This window comes from Desulfurispora sp. (assembly GCF_052744395.1).
Genome location: NZ_JBRAJI010000005.1, coordinates 55,883 through 82,458, shown reverse-complemented (window position 1 = coordinate 82,458; position 26,576 = coordinate 55,883). Strand labels below are relative to the sequence as shown.

Annotated in this window: 33 protein-coding genes; 5 read left to right on the top strand and 28 right to left on the bottom strand. The window is 58.1% G+C overall.

What is annotated here, in order from left to right; all coding sequences use genetic code 11:
* The first annotated feature begins 192 nt into the window (after window positions 1–192).
* Entirely contained in the window at window positions 193–1,020 is an 828-nt protein-coding gene (locus tag ACUVTU_RS02515) for an Asp23/Gls24 family envelope stress response protein (RefSeq protein WP_445888390.1), read from the top strand.
* Window positions 1,021–1,208: 188 nt separating this feature from the next.
* Here ACUVTU_RS02515 and ACUVTU_RS02510 read toward each other — a convergent pair whose 3' ends face one another.
* The 16 genes from ACUVTU_RS02510 to ACUVTU_RS02435 form a co-directional block, all read right to left on the bottom strand.
* On the bottom strand, window positions 1,209–1,433 hold the full coding sequence (locus tag ACUVTU_RS02510; protein WP_445888389.1) for a hypothetical protein: 225 nt from the start codon (window positions 1,431–1,433) through the stop codon (window positions 1,209–1,211).
* Window positions 1,417–2,064, bottom strand: coding sequence for a cell wall hydrolase (locus ACUVTU_RS02505; protein WP_445888388.1), 648 nt, complete (start codon window positions 2,062–2,064; stop codon window positions 1,417–1,419). The genes ACUVTU_RS02510 and ACUVTU_RS02505 overlap by 17 nt, the downstream gene beginning before the upstream one ends.
* Before the next feature lie 190 nt (window positions 2,065–2,254).
* On the bottom strand, window positions 2,255–2,875 hold the full coding sequence (locus ACUVTU_RS02500; RefSeq protein ID WP_445888387.1) for a precorrin-8X methylmutase: 621 nt from the start codon (window positions 2,873–2,875) through the stop codon (window positions 2,255–2,257).
* A gap of 4 nt (window positions 2,876–2,879) precedes the next feature.
* Window positions 2,880–3,254 carry a sirohydrochlorin chelatase gene (locus tag ACUVTU_RS02495; protein ID WP_445888386.1) on the bottom strand — a complete coding sequence of 125 codons (375 nt, stop codon included), beginning with the start codon at window positions 3,252–3,254 and terminating at the stop codon, window positions 2,880–2,882.
* A gap of 21 nt (window positions 3,255–3,275) precedes the next feature.
* On the bottom strand, window positions 3,276–4,073 hold the full coding sequence (cobK, locus tag ACUVTU_RS02490) for a precorrin-6A reductase (protein ID WP_445888385.1): 798 nt from the start codon (window positions 4,071–4,073) through the stop codon (window positions 3,276–3,278).
* Window positions 4,070–4,795, bottom strand: coding sequence for a precorrin-3B C(17)-methyltransferase (gene cobJ, locus ACUVTU_RS02485; protein ID WP_445888384.1), 726 nt, complete (start codon window positions 4,793–4,795; stop codon window positions 4,070–4,072). The genes cobK and cobJ overlap by 4 nt, the downstream gene beginning before the upstream one ends.
* A complete protein-coding gene (locus ACUVTU_RS02480) occupies window positions 4,756–5,898 on the bottom strand; it encodes a cobalt-precorrin 5A hydrolase (protein ID WP_445888383.1) in 1,143 nt (380 codons plus the stop codon). The genes cobJ and ACUVTU_RS02480 overlap by 40 nt, the downstream gene beginning before the upstream one ends.
* Complete coding sequence (gene cobM, locus ACUVTU_RS02475) at window positions 5,882–6,640, bottom strand: precorrin-4 C(11)-methyltransferase (RefSeq protein ID WP_445888382.1); 759 nt, start codon at window positions 6,638–6,640, stop codon at window positions 5,882–5,884. Before cobM ends, ACUVTU_RS02480 begins: the two co-directional genes overlap by 17 nt.
* A 17-nt stretch (window positions 6,641–6,657) precedes the next feature.
* Window positions 6,658–7,383 (bottom strand): precorrin-2 C(20)-methyltransferase, encoded by a 726-nt coding sequence (cobI, locus tag ACUVTU_RS02470; protein ID WP_445888381.1) that lies wholly within the window; start codon window positions 7,381–7,383, stop codon window positions 6,658–6,660.
* 24 nt (window positions 7,384–7,407) lie between these two features.
* Window positions 7,408–8,001 (bottom strand): precorrin-6Y C5,15-methyltransferase (decarboxylating) subunit CbiT, encoded by a 594-nt coding sequence (gene cbiT / locus ACUVTU_RS02465; RefSeq protein ID WP_445888380.1) that lies wholly within the window; start codon window positions 7,999–8,001, stop codon window positions 7,408–7,410.
* Window positions 7,994–8,620, bottom strand: a complete 627-nt coding sequence (gene cbiE / locus ACUVTU_RS02460) for a precorrin-6y C5,15-methyltransferase (decarboxylating) subunit CbiE (protein WP_445888379.1) — start codon at window positions 8,618–8,620, stop codon at window positions 7,994–7,996. The genes cbiT and cbiE overlap by 8 nt, the downstream gene beginning before the upstream one ends.
* Window positions 8,608–9,732 (bottom strand): cobalt-precorrin-5B (C(1))-methyltransferase CbiD, encoded by a 1,125-nt coding sequence (cbiD, locus tag ACUVTU_RS02455; protein WP_445888378.1) that lies wholly within the window; start codon window positions 9,730–9,732, stop codon window positions 8,608–8,610. The genes cbiE and cbiD overlap by 13 nt, the downstream gene beginning before the upstream one ends.
* Before the next feature lie 15 nt (window positions 9,733–9,747).
* Window positions 9,748–10,482 (bottom strand): ATP-binding protein, encoded by a 735-nt coding sequence (locus ACUVTU_RS02450; RefSeq protein WP_445888377.1) that lies wholly within the window; start codon window positions 10,480–10,482, stop codon window positions 9,748–9,750.
* A gap of 75 nt (window positions 10,483–10,557) precedes the next feature.
* On the bottom strand, window positions 10,558–11,349 hold the full coding sequence (locus tag ACUVTU_RS02445) for a DnaD domain-containing protein (RefSeq protein WP_445888376.1): 792 nt from the start codon (window positions 11,347–11,349) through the stop codon (window positions 10,558–10,560).
* A 63-nt stretch (window positions 11,350–11,412) separates the two neighbouring features.
* Window positions 11,413–11,943, bottom strand: coding sequence for a cysteine hydrolase family protein (locus ACUVTU_RS02440; RefSeq protein WP_445888375.1), 531 nt, complete (start codon window positions 11,941–11,943; stop codon window positions 11,413–11,415).
* Window positions 11,918–12,694, bottom strand: coding sequence for an HAD family hydrolase (locus ACUVTU_RS02435; protein ID WP_445888374.1), 777 nt, complete (start codon window positions 12,692–12,694; stop codon window positions 11,918–11,920). Before ACUVTU_RS02435 ends, ACUVTU_RS02440 begins: the two co-directional genes overlap by 26 nt.
* Window positions 12,695–12,981: 287 nt before the next feature.
* Between ACUVTU_RS02435 and gap the strand changes: the two genes are divergently transcribed.
* On the top strand, window positions 12,982–13,992 hold the full coding sequence (gene gap, locus ACUVTU_RS02430; protein ID WP_445888373.1) for a type I glyceraldehyde-3-phosphate dehydrogenase: 1,011 nt from the start codon (window positions 12,982–12,984) through the stop codon (window positions 13,990–13,992).
* 10 nt (window positions 13,993–14,002) lie between these two features.
* Here the strand turns inward: gap and ACUVTU_RS02425 are convergent, their stop codons facing one another.
* The 3 genes from ACUVTU_RS02425 to ACUVTU_RS02415 all read right to left on the bottom strand — a co-directional run bounded on the left by ACUVTU_RS02425 (window position 14,003) and on the right by ACUVTU_RS02415 (window position 16,589).
* Window positions 14,003–14,749 carry a hypothetical protein gene (locus tag ACUVTU_RS02425; RefSeq protein WP_445888372.1) on the bottom strand — a complete coding sequence of 249 codons (747 nt, stop codon included), beginning with the start codon at window positions 14,747–14,749 and terminating at the stop codon, window positions 14,003–14,005.
* A gap of 222 nt (window positions 14,750–14,971) precedes the next feature.
* Complete coding sequence (locus ACUVTU_RS02420) at window positions 14,972–16,216, bottom strand: (Fe-S)-binding protein (protein WP_445888371.1); 1,245 nt, start codon at window positions 16,214–16,216, stop codon at window positions 14,972–14,974.
* A 205-nt stretch (window positions 16,217–16,421) separates the two neighbouring features.
* Window positions 16,422–16,589 (bottom strand): histidine kinase, encoded by a 168-nt coding sequence (locus ACUVTU_RS02415; RefSeq protein WP_445888370.1) that lies wholly within the window; start codon window positions 16,587–16,589, stop codon window positions 16,422–16,424.
* Between the two features lie 152 nt (window positions 16,590–16,741).
* On the opposite strand from ACUVTU_RS02415, the gene ACUVTU_RS02410 reads away from it, so the two are divergent.
* From ACUVTU_RS02410 to murI, 3 genes are read left to right on the top strand one after another with little or no spacing between them, the layout of a single operon-like run.
* Window positions 16,742–17,212 (top strand): HAD family hydrolase, encoded by a 471-nt coding sequence (locus tag ACUVTU_RS02410; protein ID WP_445888369.1) that lies wholly within the window; start codon window positions 16,742–16,744, stop codon window positions 17,210–17,212.
* A gap of 41 nt (window positions 17,213–17,253) precedes the next feature.
* Window positions 17,254–17,421 carry a hypothetical protein gene (locus ACUVTU_RS02405; protein WP_445888368.1) on the top strand — a complete coding sequence of 56 codons (168 nt, stop codon included), beginning with the start codon at window positions 17,254–17,256 and terminating at the stop codon, window positions 17,419–17,421.
* 17 nt (window positions 17,422–17,438) lie between these two features.
* The gene (murI, locus tag ACUVTU_RS02400) at window positions 17,439–18,233 is read left to right on the top strand and encodes a glutamate racemase (protein ID WP_445888367.1); all 795 of its coding nucleotides are present in this window, start codon (window positions 17,439–17,441) and stop codon (window positions 18,231–18,233) included.
* An 85-nt stretch (window positions 18,234–18,318) separates the two neighbouring features.
* Here murI and ACUVTU_RS02395 read toward each other — a convergent pair whose 3' ends face one another.
* From ACUVTU_RS02395 to ACUVTU_RS02355, 9 genes are all read right to left on the bottom strand, one after another.
* On the bottom strand, window positions 18,319–19,170 hold the full coding sequence (locus ACUVTU_RS02395) for an FAD/NAD(P)-binding protein (protein WP_445888366.1): 852 nt from the start codon (window positions 19,168–19,170) through the stop codon (window positions 18,319–18,321).
* On the bottom strand, window positions 19,163–20,197 hold the full coding sequence (locus ACUVTU_RS02390) for a 4Fe-4S dicluster domain-containing protein (protein ID WP_445888365.1): 1,035 nt from the start codon (window positions 20,195–20,197) through the stop codon (window positions 19,163–19,165). Before ACUVTU_RS02390 ends, ACUVTU_RS02395 begins: the two co-directional genes overlap by 8 nt.
* 16 nt (window positions 20,198–20,213) lie before the next feature.
* A complete protein-coding gene (locus ACUVTU_RS02385) occupies window positions 20,214–21,176 on the bottom strand; it encodes a 4Fe-4S dicluster domain-containing protein (protein WP_445888364.1) in 963 nt (320 codons plus the stop codon).
* Window positions 21,173–21,634 (bottom strand): hydrogenase iron-sulfur subunit, encoded by a 462-nt coding sequence (locus ACUVTU_RS02380; RefSeq protein ID WP_445888393.1) that lies wholly within the window; start codon window positions 21,632–21,634, stop codon window positions 21,173–21,175. Before ACUVTU_RS02380 ends, ACUVTU_RS02385 begins: the two co-directional genes overlap by 4 nt.
* Entirely contained in the window at window positions 21,631–23,613 is a 1,983-nt protein-coding gene (locus tag ACUVTU_RS02375) for a 4Fe-4S binding protein (protein WP_445888363.1), read from the bottom strand. The genes ACUVTU_RS02380 and ACUVTU_RS02375 overlap by 4 nt, the downstream gene beginning before the upstream one ends.
* Window positions 23,614–23,627: 14 nt before the next feature.
* Window positions 23,628–24,482 (bottom strand): CoB--CoM heterodisulfide reductase iron-sulfur subunit B family protein, encoded by an 855-nt coding sequence (locus ACUVTU_RS02370; RefSeq protein ID WP_445888362.1) that lies wholly within the window; start codon window positions 24,480–24,482, stop codon window positions 23,628–23,630.
* Complete coding sequence (locus tag ACUVTU_RS02365; RefSeq protein WP_445888361.1) at window positions 24,482–25,012, bottom strand: 4Fe-4S dicluster domain-containing protein; 531 nt, start codon at window positions 25,010–25,012, stop codon at window positions 24,482–24,484. Before ACUVTU_RS02365 ends, ACUVTU_RS02370 begins: the two co-directional genes overlap by 1 nt.
* A gap of 361 nt (window positions 25,013–25,373) precedes the next feature.
* Entirely contained in the window at window positions 25,374–25,895 is a 522-nt protein-coding gene (pssA, locus tag ACUVTU_RS02360; RefSeq protein ID WP_445888360.1) for a CDP-diacylglycerol--serine O-phosphatidyltransferase, read from the bottom strand.
* Window positions 25,892–26,533, bottom strand: a complete 642-nt coding sequence (locus ACUVTU_RS02355; RefSeq protein WP_445888359.1) for a phosphatidylserine decarboxylase family protein — start codon at window positions 26,531–26,533, stop codon at window positions 25,892–25,894. Before ACUVTU_RS02355 ends, pssA begins: the two co-directional genes overlap by 4 nt.
* Window positions 26,534–26,576 lie beyond the last annotated feature (43 nt).

Here is a 26,576-nt window from a genome sequence, read left to right as displayed (position 1 = left end):
TTTAAATATCGCAGAATATCAATGGTTTTTAAAAATTTATTTCACGGATTCAGGAGGAATATTTTTGCCAGCAAGTAGATTTTATTGTACTATTAATTAGAAAAACGGCTGCACTAAATACATGGTTGGCAATTAATAGTTAATCAAATACAATAATACTTATACAAAAAAACGCCCCATAAGGAGCACAAAATGAAAGTTTATGCACTGGTTGGCCCCAGCGGCACGGGCAAAAGCCACCGCGCCATCATGGTGGCCCACGAATACCAGGCCGAAATCATTATAGACGACGGCCTGATCATCAAAAACGGCCGCATTCTGGCCGGACAAACAGCCAAACGCCAGCCCACCCGCATCGGGGCAATCAAAACCGCTCTTTTCCTGGATCCGGTCAAGGCCGGCGAAGCCCGCCAGGCCATCGCCCGGGAGAATCCGGCCCGCATACTGATTCTGGCCACTTCCACCGGTATGGCGGAAAAAATAGCGGAGAACCTTTCCCTGCCACCGGTGGAAAGGTTTATATCCATCGAAGAAATTGCCTCCCCGGAAGAAATAAAAAGCGCCCGGCTGATGCGTACCCGCTATGCCAGACACGTCATTCCGGCCCCCACCGTGGAGGTGCGCAAGAGTTTCCCGGGCACCATCATTGAACCACTGCAGATTTTTTTCCGCCGCAAACACCGGCCGGCACCCGCGCCGGCCAAGAGCTGGCTGGAGCAATCGGTGGTGCGGCCCACTTTCACCTTCTACGGCCGGTTGAGCATCTCCCGCCTGGCGCTGGAATCCATCATTACCACCAGTGCCCGGCAGGTGAGTGGCATTACGGCGGTCTACCGTCCCCAGATTGAAGAACAAGGTCCGGAAGGTATAAATATTCAGCTTGCGGTGTCGGTCAGGCTGGAACCGTTTTTGACCGAACCGGCCCGCCGGGTACAGCGGGCGGTAAAAAACGCCGTGGAACACATGACCGCCCTGCCCGTAAACCGGGTGGATGTGCTGATCAAAGACATCACATACTAATAGGCGATAATAATAGGCGGGTGTGCTTCCTTAACTCGCCAGAATTGGACCAGGCCGCACCGTCGGCCCGGTCGCGGCTGGGACAATGCAGTGCGAGCATGTGCAACGCTCGCCCGATCGCTTCGCACCGGACGGCACTACGGCTTGCGGCGGACTCAGCCGGATCGCCCCAGATTCGACATCCTGTCTCAACTGGGGCTGGGCCGGACATCCATGTCCGGCCCTCCGGCTTCGTTACCGCCGCTGCGCCTAGTGCCGTTTGCCGGTGCTTCGCCACGGGCTCGCTTTTGCACACTGCTCGCCATAGAGCTGGCTTCCATCTGCTGCAACCAGTACTCCAGACGCGCCGTATACCCGTAAACTAAAGCCCCGGCCGTGCTGGCCGGGGCAGTATCTTCATGCCTTGCGGGCAAAAACGTGATTTCCTATTCTGGCCACCACGGGCAGGGTGCGAATCCAGTCGTCGGTCGCCGTGCGCGGGTTATAGAAAAACAGTGCCCCGCCGGTGGGATCCCAGCCGCAAATGGCCTGTACGGCAGCCTGCAGAGCCAGTTCATCGGGCTCGAGTTTTATACTGCCGTCCTGCACGGGTGAAAACTGGTAGGTACCCCGGCCCTGCTGCAGAATCACCTCGGTAACCGAGTCCGGAAACTCCCCGCTTTTCACCCGGTTGAGAATCACCGCTCCCACCGCCACCTGGCCGGCAAAAGGTTCCCCGCGCGCCTCGGCATAAATGGCCCTGGCCAGCCAGTAAACATCCTGCCGGGAAAAACCGCGGGAGAGGGCGGCCTCCCAGTCCACCTGCCTTCCGGGAATAACCAGGAGCTGATCCGGGTAAATGGTGCTGCTGCTCAATTTATTGGCCCGCATCAACACCGCCAGCGGCACCCCCATCTGCCTGGCAATACCGCTTAAAGTATCGCCCGGACGTACGGTATAACAGGCGGCATTGCTCGGTTCCTGTCGCGTAACAACTTGCGCCGCCCCGGCCGCCCGCAGCGGTGCCGGCAAAACCAGGCCGCACAAAACCAGTATCAGCACCACACCTGTAATCCAGCAATAAAACCTGCTACACATATAACCTCCTTTCCGGCTCAGTCAGTATTTTGCACCGTAACCGGGCCTGATTATACATCTGCAATTATAATATCAGCTTGTTATGGTAAATATTACCATAATATTCAAAAAAACAACCACCTCGCCGGTTAACGAGATGGTTGATTAACCCGAAATGCTATGCCAGCAGCAGCAGGGCGTTTACCGCCGCCGCCGCCAGATTGCTGCCCCCCCGGGTACCGCGCATGGTGATGTATGGTACACCGGTGCTGACCAGCAGCTCCTTGGATTCTTTCGCCCCTACGAAACCCACCGGCATGCCCACCACCAGTGCCGGTCGGGCCTGCCCTTTCTGGATCAGTTCACAGAGAGAGAAAAGCGCGGTGGGAGCGTTGCCAATGGCCACAATACCGCCCTCCACCAGGGAGGCGCCCCGCTGCATGGCCACCATAGCTCTGGTAAGACCTCTCTCCCTGGCCTCGGCCACCACTACCGGATCATTGATCAGGCAGTGCACGCTGATGCCGAATTCGCCCAGACGGGAGGAAATCAATCCGGCCCGCACCATGTTCACATCGGTCAGAATATCCCGGCCACCGCTGATGGCTTTGATCCCCTCCCGAACAGCGGCGGGATGGATGTCGATCAGCGGCAGGCATCCCAAATCGCCGCTGGTGTGAATAAGGCGTTTGAGCACCTCTCTCTCCAGCGGCGGCCACTGGGCCAGCTCGGGCAGGTTCTCTTCAATGATGGTCATGCTTTTTCTGGCTATTTCCGCCGGATCGGACAAAAATTCCACACTGTCACCTCCCGGCCGGCACTTCCCGGATCCGCTGGCAGACTATCTCGGCCAAACCGGCATCGGCACCCAGATGGCGGGTAACCTGAATCTGCATGTGCGGGTACTTCTCCCGCTCCGCTTCCAGTACCGGCGGAATATCCTCCTCCAGATGGATGCCATGAAACAAAAACAGGGGTACGATAATCACCCTCTGCATGCCCCGGGCCGCCAGATCGGCCAGCACGGTGGGCAGATCGGGCTGATGAAATTGGAAAGATGCCCCGGCGACAGCATCCCAGCCACCCCGGGCGGCCACCATTTCCACCAGAGAACGCAGTTCCTCCTGGGCCCTGGCCAGACGGCTGCCGTGACTCAACAAAACAACTGCTGTTTTCATTTTTTCACCACCAGTTAGATATTACTCAGAATCCGGATAGAGCTCCTGCACTGTGCGCAACAATTCTGCCACGTCCTCAAATACCTGCACCGGTCCGATCTCGGGCGGGCGTTCAATCAACACCACGGGCAAATCCAGCTGCCGGGCGGCAGCCAGTTTGGCTTCCTGTCCGCCGGCGGCACCGCTCTGCTTGCTCACCACCACGTCGGCTCTCCAGTCCCGAAACATGGCCAGATTGAGCTCCCGGCTGAACGGTCCCTGGGCGGCAATGATTTGCCGGGCGGGAATCCCTATCTCCAGCAGGCCGGCGATGGTCTGCGGGTCGGGCAGCACCCGGACAATCAGGCGCTGCGGATCGAGTTCGCCGGCAAAGATGGGTACCGTTTTGCTGCCCGTGGTCAGAAAAATCCTGAACCCCAGCTCCCCGGCCCGACGGGCGGCCGAAAGATAGTCGGGTACCCGGTACACCAACCGGTACTGCCCGGGCTCCTGCCGCGGCCGGGAAAACCTGAGACAGGTGATGCCGGTTTCCCGGCAGGCCAGCAGCGCCTGCCGGGAAACCTCCCCGGCATAGGGGTGGGTGGCATCCACCACCAGCCGGATCCCCCGCTTTTGGATCAGTTCCACCAGGCCGCTGGCATCCAGGCGGCCGCAGCGCACTTCCACCGGCCCACCGGAGAGTACCCGGGGCGGCAGGTGTTCTTCCAGCAATTTCTTGCCCAGAGGCGTGGCCGTACTGACTATAACCGGCAGGGCCCGGGAAAGCAGGCCGGCCAGAATCTGATGCGTTTCCGCAGTGCCACCCAGCAGCAAGATCATACCTGATAACCTCGCGGTGTAACCATGTACCGGTCCAGCACCCGTGTGCTGGAGTTGCCCACAAAGACGATGGTCAGCATGTCCACCGGATGTTCCAGCAGGTGCTGCAGATCGGTAACCACACAGCTCTCATCTTCCCGGTAGGCGTTGCGCACCAGCCCTACCGGAGTATCCGGTGCTTTGTGGCGCAGCATAATCTGGCGGGCTATTTTAATTTGCTCCCGGCGGCGGTGGCTGGCCGGGTTGTACAGCACCACGACAAAATCAGCCGCCGCCGCCGCTTCCAGACGCCGCTCGATTAATTCCCAGGGCGTGAGCAAATCGCTCAGGCTGATCACGGCAAAGTCGTGCATGAGCGGTGCTCCCAGCCGGGCCGCCGCCGCAGTGGCCGCGGTTATCCCGGGAACAACCTGGATGTCCACCTGCTCCAGCAAACCGTCCCGCGCCGCCATTTCCAGGATCAGCCCGGCCATCCCGTAAACACCCGGGTCGCCACTAGAAACAATGGCCACCCGCGCACCGGCCGCCGCCCGGGCCAGGGCCTGAGCACAGCGCTCCACCTCCCTGGTCATGCCGGTACAAATGATCTCTTTGCCCGCCAGTAGATCCGGAATCAGATCCAGGTAGGTTTTGTAACCGGCCACCACCGGGCAACCGGCTATGGCCTCTCTGGCCAGCGGGCTTAACAGTTCTGTTCCTCCCGGTCCCAGTCCGACCACCACAAGGTATCCTCGGCCATGGCCACCGTCACTCCGTGCATCTTCTGCTTGCCCAAAAGCAGGCGTCCCTGCCGGCAGGCCAGCAGACTCACAGGTTCGCATACTCCACCCACTCCAATCTTTTGCTCCACATAGGGCGAAAAAGAAAAATCTCCCGGACGGGACTGCATGATCTCCTCGATCTGTCGCCGGCCAAAGGCCACCAGGGGCACCCCCAGCCAGGCGGCAGTCTGCTCCAGGGCTGGCTCGCCGGAGCGCAGGTCCACCGTAGCCAGCACCTTTACCGCCTCAGGGCGCCGGCCGGTCATGCTCAGCGCCTGCTGCACGGCCCGGCGAACCGCTTCCCCGGTCACACCGCGCCGGCACCCCACGCCCAGCGCCAGGCGGCGGGGAATCAGCAAAAGACCCCGCTGCGGCTCGGGCACGCCGGCAGCGTCGCTGATCACCACCTGCCAGTCACCTTCCCTTTCCCCGGCCAGGTACGCGGTCAATGGCCGCCGGTTTAGCTCCGGTTCCGGCAGGGGCCAATCGGAATAATAGACTATTTTTTGGCCGGCCAGCAGGGCGGCATTGACTTCCCTGATTCCCGAAAGGGGAGATACGGCCATCCGGTAACGGCCGGCCAGCAGGTCGGGGGCCAGCAGTCCCCGGCCATCGGTGGCGGTAGTGATAACCGGCTGCGCTCCCAGAGCGCGGGCCAAACTGGCCGCCAGGTCATTGGCCCCGCCCAGATGGCCGCAGGCGGCACTAATCACAAAACGACCCGCCTCGTCCACCACCAGCACGGCGGGGTCAACCGCCTTGCTGCGCAGGCGCGGTGCCACCAGCCGCATGACAATGCCCAGGGACATTACCAGCACCAGAATAACGTATTGCTCCCAAATCTCCTCCAGCAGGTCGCTTAAATTGCTGTAACCTGATACAACCACCCGCTCCGCCAGCTCATGGCCGGTGGCGAACGCATCAGCGTCCGGCCGGTAGTCGCGGCAGAAAATGCGCACCGGTCCGCGGCGGGCCAGGACGGCGGCAATGCGCCCGGCCAGGGGTAAACTGCGGGAAGCCAGCACCAGCACTGCCGCCCCGCCGGGCCTACCGCCGGCAGCCATGGCTGAACTCCGCGTCGTAGAGGCGGGAAGGTGTATAGCTGCCGGCCAGCACCCGGCCCACAATGATCAGGGCGGTTTTCTTGATCCCGGCTGCGGTAACCCGCCCGGCAATATCGGCCAGCGTACCGCGCACGATTTGCTCATCCGGCCAGGATGCGCGATGCACCACGGCCACCGGTGTGTCGGCCGGGTATCCGCCGGCCAAAAGCTCGGCCACCAGTTCCCGGATCATGTGCACGCTCAAAAAAATGCACATGGTGGCCTGATGGCGGGCCAGTTGCCTCATTTCTTCGGCTTCCGGTACGGCAGTACGCCCGGCCAGGCGGGTGAGGATCACCGTCTGGGTAACCTCGGGCAGGGTCAGCTCCTGCCTCAATGCCGCCGCTGCAGCAAAAAAGGAACTCACTCCGGGTATGACGCGGCAGTCAATGCCCCGGTCCGCCAGGGCATCCATCTGTTCCTGAATGGCCCCGTACAGGGAAGGGTCACCCGTGTGCAATCGAACCACCAGCCGCCCCTGCTGCGCCGCCTGCGCCATTACCTCAACTATTTCCGCCAGATGCATTCCCGCACTGTCGTATACGACCGCATCGGGACTGCAGAGATTGAGCAGAGCGGGGTTGACCAGTGAACCGGCATATACCACCACAGCGGCCCGGCGGAGCAAATCAGCTCCCCGGACCGTAATCAGCTCGGGATCACCGGGCCCCGCTCCGACAAAGTAAACCACCGGCCTGTCCATCGCCGCCAACCGCCTCCTTAAACCGACTCCCCAGGAGCATTCTTTTTAATAATCAGCAGGGACATGTAGTCCAGCGATCTGTCCAACAATTCCTCCAGCCGGCCGCTGATAAAAAACCCGTCCTCCTGGCCGCAGCGGCTGAAAAAAAATGCCCGGGACAAAAGCCCCTTTTCTTGCAGCAGATCGTAAACCGGACCCAGTTGCCGGTGTACCTTCATGAGCACGATATTGTCATATTTGTCCAGGGCCTCCCGCAGTTGCTCCACCCCGTAGGCGGCCGGAATGACCAGCAGGGATTCCTCTCCCTCCGCCAGTGGCAGGCCGATGGCTGCAGCGCAGCCGGCCATGGCCATCACTCCGGGAATGGTTTGAACCGTTACCCCGGGGCAGAGCTCCCGCACCCGGAGGGCCAGATAACTGAAGGTACTGTAGAACAGAGGGTCTCCAATAGTAACGAAGGCCAGATCCAACCCCTGCTGCAGCCTGTCCACCACCATTTCGGCCGCCTTTTGCCAGGCCCGCTCCAGCACCTGCCGGTCCCTGGACATGGGAAAATCCAGTTCCAGAACTGTAAACTGCCGGTTCAGGGCCCGCTGTACCACCTGCAGGGCCAGGCTGTCGCGGTCACCGGCCGAACGCGGTACACAGAGCAAATCGACATTCTGCAGAATCTGCTGCGCTTTCAGGGTCAACAGACCGGGATCGCCCGGTCCCACACCTATGCCATACAATGTCCCGGTCAAAACCATTCCTCCTTGCCCCCGGCGTTATTCCCGCCAGGCTGTGATGAGAAAAACCGGATTACGGGCCTGCCACAAATGGCTGCGCCCCAAAGACCTCTCCCGCACCACCGCCAGCTGGATGATTTCCCGCTGCCAGATTGGCGGTACCAGAGTCTGCAACGCCGCCTGCAATGTTTCCACAGTCACTGCACTCAGAACCAGTCGCCCGCCGGGCTGCAGACGATCTGCCAGTAGATTTATTATTTCGACAAGCCGCCCCCCACTACCTCCTATAAAGACCCGGTCAGGAGCGGGCAGATCGCGCAGCGCCCCGGGCGCTGCGCCGGATACCACCCGCACATTATCCAGCTCCCAGGCGGCAACATTGGCTGCCGTAGCGCGCACCGCCTCGGGCTTGCTTTCGATGGCATAGACCGTGCTGTCACGGGCCAGGCGGGCCGCCTCCACACTGAGCGTTCCGGTTCCGCTGCCGATGTCCCAGATCACCTGCCCGCGCGCCAGCCGGGCTTTGGCCAGCATTACCGTACGCACTTCCTCTCCGGTCATGGGTACGCCATCCACCCGCGAAAACATCCCGTCGGGCAGCCCGGGAGTGATATAAGGCCAGTCTTTATTCATTGATGATCACCATCACACAGTTGTCAGTAATTTCTTCGGGCAACCGGGACAGCTCTCCCAGCGTCATGGTGAGCACTTTTTCGCCGGGCAGGGTCAGGTCGCAGCAAAGATGCACGGTGGACCGGGGCAAAATATGCGCCAGAGCACGGGCCAGCCGGCGGGGCGGACAGGCCGGACCGGTGAGCACGGCCGCTCTGGGTGCCTGCTGAATCCGACGCAGTAGCGCCGGGCTGACTTCCCGTCCGTGCACACTGCAAATCAGGGCGTCCTGCCAGGGCATGGCCAGGCGGGCAAAAGCCAGCTGCACGGCACTGACACCGGGTATGACCCGGAGCTGATCCGCTGTAAAATGCTGGCGCAAAAAAGTCAGGATACCGTACAGGCCGGGGTCGCCGGTAGCCAGCACCACCACCCGCCGCCCGGCCTGCCGGCGCAAAAAGTCAGGCAGCCCGGAGAGATCCCCGGTCAAAGGGTAGGTTTCCTGTTCCGGACGGGCCAGGAGCGCCAGATGACGTCTCCCCCCCACCAGCACCTGGGCTTGTTCAATGTGGGACATAGCCTGCGGCGTAATGTAGTCCACAGCCCCGGGTCCCACGCCAACCACGGTTATATTGACCATCCCAGTACCTCCCCGATGGCCCGGGCCGCTGCATCCATGGCCCAGATTTCCCCCTGCCGGTCCAGCAGAACGGTTCCCGCCACCAGTTCGCCGTGGACATGGGCCTGTGCCGCCCGGCTGGCCGCTCCAGCCAGTCGCCTGAACACCTGGCTCCATCCCGCATCCCTGAGCAGCCGGGCCGCCTCATCAATAGTATTGCTTTGCATGATCTTTTCCAGCAGGCCTGACTCCGCACCCACCAGCGCGGCATGGGCCACCAGTATTTCCCGCCGGGCATCAGCTATGCGGCTGTGCGTGTGAAAAATGCCCCCGGCCAGCTTGATCATCTTGCCCAGATGCCCGCACAGCAGCGCGGACCGCACACCGGCCCGCACACACTCCTCCAGCATGAAACCGATGAAGTTGCTGGTTTCTACCACCGCGGCGGCGGGCAGGCCCAGCCGGGAAGTGGCTATCTGCCAGCCCAGATGTCCCGGCACCAGCACCAGACTGTCGTATCCGGCGGCGCGGGCCACCTGAATCTGGGGCACCAGCGAAGCTTTAAAAGCTTCCTCGGACATAGGCCGCACTATACCGCTGGTGCCCAGTATGGAAATGCCCCCCTCGATCCCCAGACGGGGATTGAGGGTGCGCCGCGCCACCTCCCGTCCGCCGGGGACACTGACGGTCACCCTGGCCCCCATTCCGGGCGGCAGCACTTTCTCCAAAGCCTGCCGGATCATCTGTCTTGGTACGGGGTTGATGGCCGGCTCACCCACCGGCAGGGGCAGACCGGGCCGGGTTACCGTACCCACACCGGGACCGGCTGCCAGAACAATTTCCTCCCCACCGGGCACCACCTCCACCATGATGGGCAGACCGTGGGTTACATCAGGATCGTCGCCGCCGTCTTTGATCACGGTGGCCCTGGCTCCACCGGCACAGGGCGATATTTCCTGTACCGGCACTGCAATTTTCTGACCGGACGGGTTATCTATAGTTACCATATTCTCCCGGCGGCCGGTAAAGATAAATAAGGCTGCAGCGTATGCCGCCGCAGCTGCTGATGCCCCCGTAGTTATACCGTTGCGCAGCTCCTGCCTGTCTTTAATTGACCTCATACGCCCGTTCATCACTTTTCCTCCCGGCTAGACCGTACCCCGCCGCAAAGCGATGCGGATATCGGTATCCACCTGCAGACGGTAGGAATGGCACATCTGATAAATGCGCGACGTGGTTCGTTCTCCCAAACAGGTTTCCAGTTCTCCCAGCCCGACATTGGTGGTGATGACCACCGGCAAACCGTAGTTCAAGCGGTAATTGATTAGTGAATACAGTTTCTGCCGGGACCACTCCGTATAACTGTGAGCGCCCAGGTCGTCCAGAATCAGCAGGGAAACTTCCCGCGCCGGTTCCATGACATCGCTTTCGGTGTGATCCTGCTCTCCCCGGTAGGATGCCCGCAGCCGATCCAGCAGATCAGGCACCACCACAAACTGCACGGCCACGCCCCGGGTCAGCAGCTCATTGGCCATACAACAGCTTAAAAAGGTCTTGCCACTGCCCACCGGCCCGGTGAAAAGCAGGCTGTATCCCGGTATGCCGGAAGCGAAATCATTTACAAAGCTCCGGGCCGCTTGCAGGGCCAGTCTGGCCCGGTCATAGTAACTGGGCGATTTACCGTCTCCCGGCAAATGGCGAGCATAAAAGCGCAAATCAAAGCTGTCAAAAGTACATTCCCGCAGGCGGACAGGCAAACCGGCCTGCCGCCTCAGATTGTCCAGGCGCTGCTTTCTGGTGCAGAGGCACGGCACCGCCACATCTGCTCCCGGTTTGACAATCAACCCCCGCCCGTGACAGTACTGGCACCGGGTATCATCCATAACCTCAATTCACCTTTCTTACCACCTTAATAAGCAGGAAAAACCGGCCCCTTTACGCCGGTTAAAGAATTCAACTCAGTTCATGTAAAGACTCTCAATAATCTCCTTCTTGCGTCTGGCTTCGGCCGTTGCCACCTCTCCCGCCCCCACCGTCCTTTTTCTAGCCGACTGGGAGCGCCGATTCTGAAAATCGGTCTCGTATCTGTCCACATCGGCCAGGGTGCGCAGGTTGTTCTTCTGCCATTCCAGGATGATGGCGTCCATGTAGCGAAAATTGATTTTACCCATCAGTACGGCCCGCCGCAGGGCTTCACGCACCAGCAGCGCCCCCACCGCCTCCACCCACTGACCAATTTTTTCCGCTTCAATGGGCGAAAGCGGCCGGCCGATCTCGGTCTCGAAAGTGCGGTAGAGTTCTCCCAGGCTTTGTTTTTGTTCATCCTGCTGAACATCCTGCCGGACGGCCTGTTTGATTATTTCAATTTCCTTGATACGATCACAGGCCCAAAAATCCGACAACTTTTCTAATAGCGGTTCCAGATCGTACCCCTTCCTCACCCGGTTGGTCAACGAATCAAAATACGGGGATACCGCCAGGATCTTTCTTTCCTGCAGGGAGGACAACATCTGCTCGATCTCGTTTTCCGTACAGGACAGGTACTCCGCCAGGGCGGCCGGTCCGGGCATGAACAGTTTTTCCTCGTTGCGCAGGCGCAGTAGCTGAATAATCAACATCATTTCGGTATCCAGGAGGCCCATTTTTTTGTAGTAGCGCAGCAGCAGATTGGGCACCGCAGTCATGCCGGCCTGGCACAGATCCGCGCTGAAAGCGGCCGTGATATTGCCCCGGTACTTGTTACTAAGCATTTTCCGCCACCCCTGCAAGCAATGTAAGTATATTTTATGGCAGGTCAGGGTGGTTTGTCCAGGTTATTTTATTTCTGCTCCCAGAACGCTCTGCATCTGCTCCAGCGCCCAGCGGTGCGCGTTTTCATCAAATGAGGCCACACCGTCTTTCAGCACCACCACTTTATAGTCCCGGTTGACCAGTTCTTCGACGGTATACAACACACAAATATTGGTACATACCCCCACCACTTCCACCAGTTCCGGGCTTAAATCGCGCAGGATGTTGTTTAAATTGGTGCGGAAAAAGGCGCTGAAACGGCTCTTGGGCACTTTGATCACGAACGGATACTCCTCGATCACCTGCGCTATTTCCGGAATCAGCCGGGCACCGGGTGTTTCGTAAACACAGTGGGGGGGATAGCGCAAAAACTCCAGGTCGTCGGGGTCATGGGCGTCCATGGCAAATATAAGTGGCAACCCCTGCGCGATGTACTCCTTGATCTTTTCCACCACCACCGGAATGACGCGCCGCGCCGCCGCGCCGCAGTACAGCGCACCTCCTTCTTGCATGAAGTCATTGAGCAGATCAATTACCAGCAAAGCCTTTTTCATTTTTCCCAACCTCCTTTTTCGCCCTGCCCCACCACCCCCGGCTCCGCGGCAAGCGCCGGGCAAAGAACTCCTTGAGTTCGGCCAGATCCCTGACCACATAGTGCTCTCCGGCCGGCGGTTCTATTTCATAATGCCAGGTACAGGGATGCGGTATGTGTACACCGGCGATGCCCACCGCCAGGGCCGGATTGATGTCGGACTTGATGCTGTTGCCCACCACCCAGACCTGTTGGGGCGGCACGCCGTGCTCCTGCAGAATATGCCGGTAGATGCCAGACGTCTTCAAAGGCGCCACATATACAGCTGCAAAATACTTCAGCAGGCCGCTGCGCTGAATGCGGCGCAACTGCACCGCCGGCTCCCCCTTGGTGGCCAGGACCAGCCGCCATCTGCCCTGCAAAAAGCCGAGCAATTCCCGGGCGCCTTTAAGTAATGCGGGTTCCTCTTCGTACACCTGCCAGCCGATAGCAGCCAGGCTTTGTTTTATCCTCTCATTCTCCTCCCGCTCCGTCAAGGAGCAAAAATACTGATATGTCCTGACCATGGCATCAGGAAAGCACCGGGTATAAAATCCGCCAAATTTTTTGACATTTTCAACATCATAGCGGTCGAGCACCTCCAGCACCGCTTCCTCCGGGAACCCCAGTTCCACCATTTGTTCCACATATTGCCGGCGCGCTTTTTCAAAAATAACCGTTGTATCCACCAGGGTATCATCAAAATCAAAAATTATTATATGGTTATCACTCATAAAAAACACCACATTTTGAAAGAATAATGTCGAAGATGCAACTTTTATTGGTAACGCAATAACAATTTGCCCGGTTATCCGCTGCAAATATATCATTGGGCTACACAATTTCCCTTAAGCAAATCAAATATTTATTATATTTTGCATACAATGTAGCATGATTGAATATTATTATTATTTCCCCTTGAATTCCCCGTCTATTGACTTTTTTTGTAGTTTAACGTAAATATTTATTGAAGAGTATCAGACCAGAATATACCAGTACCAAATACAAGGAGGAATGAGCAGTGCCGGTAAAAATTGCCATCAACGGCTTCGGCCGGATCGGCCGGGCCGTCTTCCGCCTGGCCTGGCAGCGTCCCGCTGATCTGCAAATTGTTGCTGTTAACGATCTGACCGACCCGGCTACCCTGGCCCACCTGTTGAAATATGACTCGGTGCACGGCATCTGGAATCAGGATATCAGTGTCACGGCAAGCGGCTTCCGCTGCGGGCCGCAGGAAATCAGAGTGCTGGCGGAAAAGGATCCGGCACAGCTGAAATGGGGAGAGCTGGGGGTAGACATAGTCATAGAATCGACCGGACGCTTCACTGAGCGAGACAAGGCCGCTCTGCACCTGGCCGGGGGAGCCAAAAAGGTTTTGATTTCCGCTCCGGCCAAAAATGAAGATATCACCATCGTCATGGGCGTGAACCAGGAGAAGTACGACCCGGCCACCCACCAGGTCATTTCCTGCGCCTCCTGCACCACCAACTGCCTGTCCCCGGTAGCCAAGGTACTGCACCAGCATCTGGGCATACAGCGCGGCATGATGACCACGGTTCATTCCTACACCAATGACCAGCAGATCCTGGATCTGCCCCACAAGGATCTGCGCCGGGCCAGAGCGGCAGCCATGTCCATCATCCCCACCACCACCGGGGCGGCCAAAGCCGTTGCCCTGGTCTTGCCCGAGCTGAAGGGCAAGCTGCACGGTATGGCCATGCGCGTACCCACACCCAACGTTTCGGTAGTGGACCTGGTGGCCGAAGTGTCCCGGCCCACCACTCGGGAAGAGGTCAACTCCCTGCTCCGGGAGGCGGCGGAGGGGCCACTAAAGGGGATCATGGCTTACAGCGAAGCCCCGCTGGTTTCCCGGGACTACAACGGCAATCCCCATTCTTCCATAGTGGACGGACTTTCCACCATGGTGGTGGGAGATACCATGGTCAAGGTAATCGCCTGGTATGACAATGAATGGGGATATTCCAACCGCGTGGTGGATACGGCAGTCTTTGTGGCCGCGCAGGGCCTGTAAGATTGGTAGTTCAAGCCTGAGAAAGCAGGTCATGCAGCAAAAACAGTATTTTTTGCAGAAACGCGTTGCTGGCCGCCTTTTTGCAAAGCTCCATAACTGTAGAGTTGGCCAGCACATCTTCAGCCGGGGGGAGGATCCAGTCCACCCCGGTTTTGTTTTCCCGGACAAAACGGGTGGCCGCCGCCAAAGATTCCACCTGCTTGTTCAGGATGATGCGAGGGCCACCCGTACGGCTGGTAAAATGGCGCAGGTTTTGGTCATGCCTGATCCAGGACGGTCCGGTATGATCGCACAACGCCAGCACCTGGGTGCAGGTTTCCCCGGTCCGGGGTAAGTCCGCCGGAGGAACAAAAGGGGGGCACATTTCCACAAAAACCAGATCCAGCGCCTGCCGGTACTGCTCCAGAAAAATAGCGGCCAGGCGGGCGTTCTCGGACGGTGTGGCCTGCGGTGCGCTCAGCACAATCTTCAGGCCGGGCATAAGTGGTAAGGCGGTCAGACACATTTCCGGCGCCAGCCGCATCTGCTCCTGGATATCCTGCAGTGTCACCAGCAAACCGCGGGGTATATTGACGCTGCCATCGCCCAGGGCAAAAAAGTCACAGGCTCCCAGCCGGAAAAAGTAGCCCTGCCCCCGTCCGGTGAGGTCCAGAACCGCCACCTGGTAATTGCGCAAAAACAGGTTGTAGGCCAGGATACTGGTCAGCGTGGTCTTGCCCGTTCCTTTCTCGCCCACCACATAGCAAACCCTGAGCATATCCTTCTCCCTTCCCCTCCTCACCCCCATCATAATATAACGGCAGCAAGGCTTTAAAGACCTGCAGGCAAAAAAAATACAGTCTGAAGCCTGTCCGCTACAAACTGTCCTGAGGAATAAGGAGCGTTGATTTATTTTATCTATCTAAAACTAAAAGAATAAACTGGATTCCGGGTGGCATCAACCATGCCGGAAAACAACTCATCCCGGCTGGTGATCCAGTTAGCGCTGAGGTTTTTCTTCCAGGATCAAGGCATGACTGATCAGGTGGTGCAGGTGTATTACCCTGACACCCTCCAGCTTGTAGTACTTAATGATGTCATTTAACTGGTCGAAACAGTTATGGCAGGGGCAGGCCACAAGCTTGCAGCCGGTAGCGGCAATCTGATCGGCTTTCAGCTTGCCCTTGGCCATGCGGTAGGGATAAATGTCGCTGCCCATGGCCAGGAGTCCGCCACCGCCACCACAGCAGTAATTCATCACCCCGTGGGGATTCATTTCCCGGAAATCCATCACGGTCCTGTTCAACACGTAGCGGATGGCATCCCCCAGGCCCTGTTTGCGCACAGTATTGCAGGGGTCGTGCAAAGTGATGGGCTCGGTGTTCTTGGTCTTGTCCACCTTGAGCAAACCGGCCTCAAACCATTCTACGTATTTTTCAATGATGCTCTTGACCGGGTAATCGTTATCCTTATCCAACCATACTTTGGGACCCCACTTGTTGGCGTGGGTGGCATGGCCACACTCGGTCACCACCAGTTCTTTCACCTTCAGCCGCTTTACCTCTTCGGCATAGCGCTGGGTAAGAATACGCGCTTCCTCATCGTTACCATTAAACAGAGCATAGTGCGTGGCGTCCCACCAGCGGCTGCTGCAGGTCCAGTCCGCCCCGACATACCACATGATCTTGGCGATGCTCTGTACATCCTGCGGATAGTATTTGATCTCCCGCGGGTCCCAGAGGAACAGGAACTCCGCCCCTTCCTTGTCAATGGGAATGCGCGCGTTGGGATCGCCCACCTCGGCCTGCAGTTCTTCTTCCATCCACTGCAGGGTGTCCAGATAATCCTCGTTGGTAACCTCCATCTGGTTGCCGGTCTTAATCTGGGCGTCCACCACATCCTGCAAAAATCCCGGTGCCCGCAGGCCGAAGTTACCCCGGATGGTGCGCACCAGGGTCATCACTTCCACACCCATGGGGCACTCCATGGTGCAGCGACCGCACTGGGTACAGGCCCAGATAAAGGTGGAATTCAGCACCTCATCACGCATACCCAGCACCAGCTGACGGATGAATTTGCGCGGGTCGGCATGATCATGAACACCATTGTATGGACAGCCCACGCTGCACATACCGCAGGCCAGGCAGTTATACAGATCAAGCCGGTTTTTGTTGGTACAGGCCCTGGATACCACTTCACTCAAGAAACCGGGATCCAGTTTTTTCGCTTCCAAAGCTTCACTCACGAGGCCTACCCCTCCCTGAAAATAAAAAAATATACTCCCTACCAGTCTATAACCAGGTAATTAACCAAGTCAAACCGGCGGGAGTGATGTATTTAGCAATTTATCGAGATATTGGTTATTTATTGATGTTTATTTATTATATTTCACTAAATTATTGGATATTTATTTCATAACATGTACCGTTACATATTTTGCAATATATATATCATTTTTCGTTCTCTGAGGAATGGGCCAGCTCCTGCAAGCGTTCCAGCTCCTCCTCCAGCTCCTCCAGTTCCTCCACCATGGACTGGCGCGGCGTGTGCGCCGGCCAGCGCTTTTTCAATTCAGCAATCCGGGCCAGCACCTGCTCAATTTGTTGCTGGTATGACACTATACCACCTCCACAAATTCTTTACCGGCTCAAGCCCCTGCGGACCGGGGGATAATCACCGGGTACTGGCTTGTACAATAAGCTAATAATGTGATAGTATATACCTGTAGCTATTTACTTCCAAAATAAGGAATAGCGGGGAGGGTTGGCTGGTGATTGATGTACACATCCCCGGCAGGGGAAAACTGACCATTGATCACCTGGTACTGGATTACAACGGCACTATGGCCGTGGACGGCCTGTTACTGCCCGGCGTGGCCGAAAAACTGAATCAGCTGGCTACCTTGCTCACTGTACATATTCTGACCGCCGATACTTTTGGCCGGGTGCAGGCGGAGTGCCGGAACATCCAGGGCCAAATTACCATTCTGCCTCCCGGGGATGGGGCCCGGATCAAGCAGGAATACGTCGCCAGCCTGGGACAGCAGGCAGTGGCGGCTGTGGGCAACGGTTACAACGATCACCTGATGCTGGAAAGTGCCGCCCTGGGTATACTGGTACTGGAGGACGAGGGAGCCAGTGTGAAATCATTACAAAATGCCGACATTGTGGTCAAGAGCATCCATCACGCCCTGGATTTGCTGCTTAAGCCCCAGCGGCTGGTGGCCACACTGCGCCACTGATCGGGCAGTCATCCCACCAGTTCTGCCACGAGGATATTTTCATGCGCTCCGGTACTGTCAGTATGTTTCTCACCACCACGGCAGCCGTGACCGTCTATTACTACTGGTCGGTGGTCCTGCAGTTCAATGATACGCTGGGCATGTTCCTGGGAGTGGTTACTGCTGTTATTCTATCAGGTTTATTCACCCGCTACCAGCGGCGGAAATAGACACGAGGTGTTGGAGGTTGACCAGACAGCGTCCCATAGGCATTTTTGACTCGGGGGTAGGGGGGCTCTCGGTGACAGGAGAGATCCGCCGCCTGCTGCCGGCCGAAGATATCATCTATTTTGCCGATTCCGCTTATTGCCCGTACGGCACCAGAACTCCCGGGGAGATCAATGCCCGTTCCACAGCCATCTGCCGCTTTCTACTGTCCCGGGGGGCCAAAATAATTGTGGTGGCTTGCAACACCGCCTCCATTGCCGGCCTGGATCTGTTGCGCCAGCAGTTCACTGTCCCCATTGTGGGCATGGAACCGGCTATTAAACCGGCCAGCCTGGCCACCCGGAATGGGAAAATCGGCGTGCTGGCCACCGGCGTAACCATCAACGGCGACCGCTTCCACTCCCTGCTGGAAAAGTACAGCAACGGCGTCACCGTCTACACCCAGCCCTGCCCGGGCCTGGTGGAAGCGGTGGAAAGCGGCCAGGCCGGTGCCCCGGCCACCCGCCTGCTCCTGCAGCAATACCTGACCCCCATGCTCAGCGCTGGAGTGAACACCATCGTCCTGGGCTGCACACATTATCCTTTTTTACGGGAAGCGGTGCAGGAGATCTGTGGGCCCGGGGTCAGGCTGATTGACACCGGCCAGGCCGTCGCCCGCCAGGTGCAAAGAGTGCTGCAGCAGCACGACCTGCAGCGCACCACTGCTACCACAGGAACAGAGCTGTTTTTCACCAGCGGCGACCCGGAAACCACCGGCCGGGTGATCAGCATCCTGTGGGGCAAGCAGGTTCAGGTGCGGAAAGAAAAGTTATAAAGGAAGAATTATCATCAAATAAGAGCAAAACACCCGCCGCGGCTTGCTGTTCTCCCACGGCAGGTTACTTGTTTTTAGCCAAATATCAAAATTCAGGCGGTAGTTCCTGCAACTGTTCCAGGGTAAAGACCGGTCCGTCCAGACACACAAATTTGCTGCCGATATTACAGCGGCCGCACTTGCCAATGCCGCACTTCATCTTCATTTCCAGCGTGGTCACCACCTGCCGGGGAGTAAAGCCCAGCTTCAAAAGACCAGCCAGAACAAACTTGATCATGATGGGCGGACCACAGGTGATGGCCACCCGGTTGTCCGGAGAGGGGGACAGTTCCTCCAGGTAGGCGGGAACAAACCCCACATGACCCGTCCAGCCTTCCTGAGCCCGGTCGATAGTGGTAAACACCCGCGTGCCGGGCTGCTGTGGCCAGTTCTGGAAGAGATCGTGCTTAAAGCACAGGTCGTCAGCTGAACGGGCACCATAGATAATGTCCACACTACCGTATTGCGACCGGTTTTCGGGAGCCAGGACGTAGTCAATCAGCGAACGCAACGGCGCCAGACCGATACCGCCTCCGATAAACAGCAGATCCTTCCCCTGCATTTGCTCATAGGGAAAGTGATTGCCATAGGGTCCCCGGATGCCCACCTGACAACCCGGTTCCAGTTCATGCAACACACCGGTCAGACGGCCCACTTTTTTGATACTGAACTCCAGGAAGCCGCGCCTGGTAGGGGAAGAAGTGATGGATATGGTGGCCTCGCCCACACCGAATACCGATATTTGGGCCACCTGACCGGGTTTTTGCCGAAAAGACTCCTGCACCGCCGGATCCTGGAAAACCAGGCGAAAAGTTTTGACATCGGGCGTTTCATCAATAATGTCCTGAATGGTAGCCAGCGCCGGCACCAGAGGAGCCCCGCAGCGGCAGTTACTCACGTGCGGCCACCTCCTTTATGGTGCAAATGATTTCCCGGATATCAATATTCACCGGACACAGCCGTACACAGCGCCCACAGCCGGTACATCCGGCCAGATGGTACCGGTCCAGATGATATTTCAGCTTGTGCATAAAGCGGTTGCGCAGCCGGGAGGCCCGGTCGGGCCGCGGATTGTGCCCGCCGGCCATCAGGGTGAAGTCGGCAAACATGCAGCTGTCCCAGCCCCGGTAACGTACCCCTTCCGCCTGATTGCGGCAGTGGTCAAAAATATCAAAGCAGTGACAGGTGGGGCACACATAGGTGCAAATGCCGCATCCCAGACAACGGCGGGCCAGTTCCTGCCAGTACGGCCACTGGAAGTTGTTGTCCAGCCATTCCTTGACACCGTCCAGGTCCAGCTTCTTGACCGCCCGCCGGGCATCAGCCAGTATTCTCCCACTCTCCTGTTCCTGTTCCGGCCGGACGGGCTGCAGCAGGGTCCGCCAACCGGCCAGCGCCTCTTCCCCCCGCTCCGAACCGGTGGACAGCAGGAAACCATCCGCACAGGGGTACAGCATGATGTCAGCCCCCTCCAGGCTGTCCGGGCCAAAGCCGTAAGTGGTGCAAAAACAGCGGGCGTCGGGCCTGTCACAGGCCTGGCCCACCAGCAATGTGCTCTGGCGCTGCTGCTGGTAAAGAGGATCGGGATAATCGCCGGAAAAAACCGGATCCAGTGCTTTGATCGCCTGCAGGTCACAGGGACGCACTCCCCAGAGCACAGTCCGGCCACCCGCACCGGCCGGTGCCACCTGCAGTTCCCCTTTCCCCTGCTGGAACAAGAACATGGCCTGGGTTTGGGGGAATAAATAATTTTTAGGCGGCAGGTGGCTGCTGGTGTATTCCGCAGCCACTTCAGAAACCGACTGCACAGGCACAAACAGGTACCTGCGGTCAGATGTTTGCCGCGGGGCCACCAGACAGCTGCCGGCCATGATCATTTCCCAGAGCCGGGGCAAATTTTCTTTGGCCAGAAAGTACTTGTTCACCCTGTAAGGCCCCTTTCTACATGAATTCTTCCGGATCACTCCGGTCAAAGCTGCCCAGCGCCCCGGAGCCGCCAGCTACCAGCTGGTTGACTGGAATATGGTAGAGTTCGCTCATGTCCTTGATCATTTTGCGATTCAGCAAATGCACCGGTATACCCACCGGACAAACCTGCTGGCAGGCACCACAGTCTACGCAGCGCCCGGCCACATGGAAGGCCCGGGTCAGATGAAAAACCGTGTTCTCACCCAGGCTGGCCTTTTTGCTCACCCAGGGCGGACTCTGGCGATCAAATACGCAGCTGCGGCAGGTGCAGGCCGGACAGACCTGGCGACAGGCATAGCAGCGCAGGCAGCGGGCAAAATAGGCATCCCAGTAGGCGCCCCGCTCGGCCAGGCTCATGCTCTCCAGCTCCGCCAGGTCGGCAAAATTATCGGCGGCCAAAGGCACCACACTGCTTTCACCGATCAGACAGTCACAGCCTTCCGGCAGCGGCCCGGCACAGCGGAGGCATTTTTCCCGCCAGCTGCCGGGCAGCTCCAAGCGGAGTTTCTCACCGCCTGCCAGATGCAGCATTACAGCCCCGGCAGTTACTTCGATGTCCTTGATCCGGGCATCCCCGGGCACCTGTTCAACCAGTGCCGGATCCAGTAGTCCCTGGCAGCTGATTCCCAGCAAATATAGATTTTCCCTGGCCACCAGGCCGTCTGTGATCAAACGGTTGATGCCCCTCATGTCACAACCTTTTACACAGATGGCTACCCGGCCGGGAGCACTGGCATAATCGGTCAAATATTTGACCAGGCTGGGAGCGCAAAATGGGTCAAAGGTGAGCTGTTCAGCCTCCTCCGGCCTGGAGATGAATACCGGCCGGCTGACGCCGGCCATGCTGCCCTGACCATAACCGATCACCAGGTGCACGGTTCCGTCAGATAAAAGCTGGGCCGCCTTGCGGCGCATTGCCTCAATTATATCCTTCATAGGTTTTCATCCCTCATTTTCTGATTGGGCCCCAGTTCCAGCGTTTTTTCCACCAGTTCCCGCACTGTAGCGGCAAATTTGGCCCCCTCGGCCCCGCTGATCCAGCGCACGGTGAGCCGGCGGGAATCTATCCCGGTAAAATCCAGGAGGCGGCGAAAGATCTGAAAACGCCGCCGGGTATAGTAATTGCCACTAACATAGTGGCAGTCACCCGGATGTCAGCCACTGACCAGTACGGCATCGGCACCTTTCTGCAGCGCCCGCAGAGCCAGCAACGGATTGACCCGGCTGGAGCAGGGCACACGAATAATGCGGATGTTGGCCGGATAGGGCATGCGGCTCACCCCGGCCAGGTCGGCTCCCGCATAGCTGCACCAGTTGCAGCAAAAGCCGATAATCCTGGGCTGCCACTCACCGGCCGGTTGCTGTGCTGAGCTCTGTACTCGATCCGTTTCTATTGACACAGGGCGTCCACCTCCGCCAGCAATTGTTCATCATTGTAACCCAGTGTGTTTACCGCACCGGCCCGGCAGGCCACATTGCAGGCGCCGCAACCCTGGCAAAGCCCGGTATTCACCCGCGCCACCCGGCGGGTCACTTCCCGGCCGTGGCTGCGTTCTTGAACAGTGATGCCTTCAATAGCCCGGTACGGACAGACAGATACACATTCCAGACATCCCGAGCACATACTTTCCTCCACCCGGGAAACCATGGGCTCGGCCACCAGCTCATCCCGGGCCAGCAGGGCAATGGCTTTGGCGGCCGCGGCACCGGCCTGGGAAACCGTATCCGGAATATCTTTGGGGCCCTGGCAGGTTCCGGCCAGGAACACGCCGGCCGTGCTGGTCTCCACCGGACGCAGTTTAGGGTGGGCTTCCAGGAAGAAGCCGTCACGGTCGCAGGTGAAACCCACCAGCTGGGCCAGGCTGCCGGAACCGGCCGCCGGCTGCATGGCGGTGGCCAGAACCACCAGATCGGCGGTTATCTGCACCGGCCGGCCGGCCAGTGTATCCGCCCCCAATACCACCAGCTGGTCGTCCTGCTGATATATTTTGGAAACCCGGCCGCGAATGTACTGCGCTCCCTCGCTCTGCACCTGGTTATAAAACTCCTCGTAGTTTTTCCCGGCCGTGCGCACATCCATATAGAAAATGTAGACCTGTGCTCCAGGGATTTTTTCCAGCACCTGGTGAGCGTGTTTGGCCGTGTACATACAGCAGGCCCGGGAACAATACGACTTGCCTTTTGCTTCATCCCGCGATCCCACGCATTTGACAAAAACCACGCTGCGCGGCTCCCGGCCATCGGACGGGCGGACAATCTTGCCCCCGGTAGGACCGGCGGCGTTGACCAGACGCTCAAAATGCAAACCGGTAATCACGTCCGGATATGCCCCCGCTCCATACTCGCTGTAATGTTCCGCCCAGGGAAATAGATCATAGCCGGTAGCCATGACAATGGCTCCCACATCCAGCCGGTGCATTTCTTCTTTTTGTTCAAAATCAATCGCTCCGGTGGGGCATACCTTCCGGCACACTCCGCACTTGCCACTGGTGAGGAAACGACAGCTCTGGCTGTCGATCACCGGCTTGTTGGGAACGGCCTGGGGAAAACTCAGATAGATAGCCTTGCGCTGTCCCAAACCCAGATCATATTCCGAGGGCACCCGGGTAGGACACTTTTCCCAGCACATCCCGCAGCCGGTGCACTTGCCGTGGTCAACAAAACGGGGTTTTTGTTTGACGGCCACCTGGAAATTGCCCACATACCCTTGCACGTCCACAACCTCGGCATAGGTGAAAACCTTGATCCGGGGATGCTGGGCGGCCTGGGCCATCTTGGGCGTGCTGATACAGGCCGAACAGTCCAGGGTAGGGAAGGTTTTATCCAGCATGGCCATCTTCCCGCCCAGGGAAGGTTCCCTTTCCACCAGCACCACCTCAAAGCCGGCATCGGCAATATCCAGGGCCGCCTGCAGACCGGCGATGCCGCCCCCGATCACCAGGGCCCGCCTGGTCACCGGAATGGTTCCCTCCTGCAGCGGGGTGAGGCGGGCCGCCTTGGCCACGGCCCGCCGGACCAGCTCAATGGCCTTGGTCGTAGCCGCCGCTCGATCATGCTGGTGCACCCAGGAGCAATGTTCCCGGATGTTGGCCATTTCCAGCAGATAGGGATTGAGACCGGCCCGCTGCAGGGTCTTGCGGAAGGTAGCCTCGTGCAGCCGGGGGGAGCAGGAAGCTACCACCACTTTCTGCAATCCATGCTCCTTAACCGCCTGGATAATCAGCTCCTGGCCCGGCTCGGAACACATATACTTGTAGTCGACCGCCCAGGCCACACCCGGCATGGCCCGGGCCGCTTCCACCACTTGCGGGACATCAACCACCCCGCCGATGTTGGAGCCGCACCAGCACACAAATACACCAATTTTACGCATCTCGCCGTCCCTCCCTATACAGCCGCCAGCAGGTCCGCCGTATCCACAAAATGAGTGTGGGTGCTGACGGCCGGAGCCGGCAGACCGACCGCCAGTCCCAGAAGCTGGGTGAAATAAAACACCGGAATGCGGTAGCTCTTGCCCAGCCGGGCGGCAATCTGGGCCTGGCGGTAATCCAGGTTGAAGTGACAGAGCGGACAGGCGGTAACAATACAGTTGGCCCCCGCCTCCACGGCACTGCCGATAATTCTTGCCGTCAGGGACACCACGATGTCCTCATTGGTAACCGCCAGGGAGGCACCACAGCATTCGGTCTTGAACGGCCATTCCACCGTACTGGCGCCCACCGCCTGCAGCAACCGGTCCATCTTGCCCGGATTTTCCGGATCGTCGGTGCCGATTTGGTGGGGCTTGACCAGCAGACAACCATAATACGCGGCCGCCCTGATGCCCGCAAGGGGTTTAACCACCCGTTCGGCCAGTTGCCCGGTACCGTATTCCAGCATCATGTCCAGACTGCTCAGCACCCGCATCTCTTCCGGCACCGGGTTTTCCAACACATCCTCCACCTGCCGGCGCAGAGCGACATCCCGGTTTAACTCGTAGTTGGCCCAGGCCAAACGCTGGTAGCAGGCGGCACAGGAAGTCATCACCTCACGACCAATCCCGGCTGCCTTTACTAAATTGCGGGCAGCCAGAGAAAGGGCCAGCAGATGGCTGGTTCCGTGTGCCGCCGTGGAACCGCAACAGTTCCAGTCCGGCACATCCACCAGTTCTATACCCAGTTTCTGGCATAATACCCTGGTGGACTGATCATATTCCCGGGCGCTGGTATGATAGCAGCAACCAGGATAGTAAACCCAGCGCATTAATCTTTCCCCTCCAACTCACGTATTCTGGCAAATATTTTTTTTATCTCTTTCTGTCCGGCTGGCCGTTCCGGCAAAAACTTCAGCTTGCCCCTTTTAAGCATGGCCAGTCCGGCATCCAGTTGCTGAAAAGGATGCCCGCTGCGCAGATTGTAGCCCAGCATGGCTCCGAATTCAAAAAGGCGTCCGTTGGACTCCACCGAGGCCAGAAAATTGCGGTAGAAAAGCGACACCCTTCTGGCCCGGCCCGGCGGCTGAATACCCCTCTGACCGGCCATGATGCGCAGGGTGTCCATAACCCTGGCCACCTCAATCTGACGCGGGCAGCGCACACTGCAGGTAGAACAAAAGGCACAGAGCCAGATGGACTGGGCCCTTAAGAGTTCTTCTTCCTGCCCCAGCTGCACCAGGCGCATGACCCGGTTGGGCACAATGTCCATGAAGGGGGCAATGGGACATCCGGCCGTACACTTGCCGCACTGATAACACTTCTCCACGGCCTGCCCGCTGGCTTCCCTGAGCCGGGACACAAATCGCCGTCTCTCCGGCCAGTTCGCGGTCAAATTTTCTGCCGTTGACATCGAAAGCACACCTCGTCCTTCATTCTATTTCGCCAATAGCTAATTCATTTCTACAAGCAGAATAATTATCCTTTTTATTAGCAGAAAAAGATCTGTCCAGTATCATCGAAAAATGTAAAAAGGGAGTGCTTTAGCGCACTCCCTGCTCCGGGAATTATGCATTTTTTATTTCCACACTTTCAGGAACAATGCCCTGAGAAAAGACGGTAAACGGAAAAAGTAGACCCGCAAGTCCATTCACCCCCACACAGTGCTCTCCCCTTTATTCTATTCAGGAGGGAAACAAAGTGTGCCTGGGGCGAAGACAAATTTAAAATTTCGGTATTTTTATTTTACTCACCATCAGCCAGGAAAGCAACAGCAGAAAGGCCAGCATCATATTGAGATGCAGGGTAACATAGGGAGACAAACTGATCAGGGCCAGCAGAGCTGCCAGAGAACCGGCAATGGTAATAGGTACGCCCAGAAAATAAGTTTTAATATTTAACACATTAAACCGGGCCAGGCGCAGGGCCCCGCACAGGACAAACAGCAAGACCCCCAGGAGGCCGGGCCAGCCCAGTTCACCCAGCCCCAGCCCGTAGAACAGCATGGCCGGAGCAACTCCGAAAGAAACCAGGTCGGCCAGCGAATCCAACTCTTTGCCAAACTCCGAGGCAATGCCCAGGCGCCTGGCCACCCGGCCATCCAGCCCGTCCAGCACAGCCGCCAGCAGGATCATAAAGGCGCTCAGTTGATAGCGGGGGCTACTGCCCAGGATATTAACCAGCGCCAGCACACCGGCCAGCAGATTGGCACTGGTTATGGCGCTGGCTATAATCTTTTTGGTCATGCAGTAAACCTCCCGATCACTGTTTCGCCACCCTTGACCTTGTCCCCCGGCCGCACACACACTTCCACATGCCGGGGCACATACAGCTCGGTGCACGATCCGAACTTGATCAGACCGAACAGTTGTCCCCGTCGCAAAACATCCCCGCAGCGCACATAACATACAATCCGCCGGGCGATAAAACCGGTGACCTGGGTGACCAGAACCCGCAGGTGCGGCGCTTCTATGCCTATGAAATTTTTTTCATTAAGTTCAGAAGCATGGCTCTTAAACGCCGGCAAAAACTTGCCCGGCCGGTAGTGCAGGTATTTGACCTCACCGTCCAGAGGGGAACGGTTGACATGCACGTTGAAAATGGACAGGAAGATACTCACCCGCCGGGCCGGACCACCAATAAACATTTCTTCGGTCAGGTCATCAACGCTCAGGACCACCCCGTCGGCCGGGGAAAGGATAATCCCCTCGTCACCGGGAATACGGCGGGGCGGATTGCGGAAAAAAAAGGCACAAAAAAGAAACAGCAAACCAAAAAGAGCCGCCAGTGGTTTATACAGAAAATACGCTCCCACAGTGAACAGGCCCAGTACAGCCAGGTAGGGAACCCCGGCCAGGGCAATGGGGAATTTTTCCCCTTTCATATGCAACCTCCTGCCCTACAGTCATATCAGCATCCAATGCACA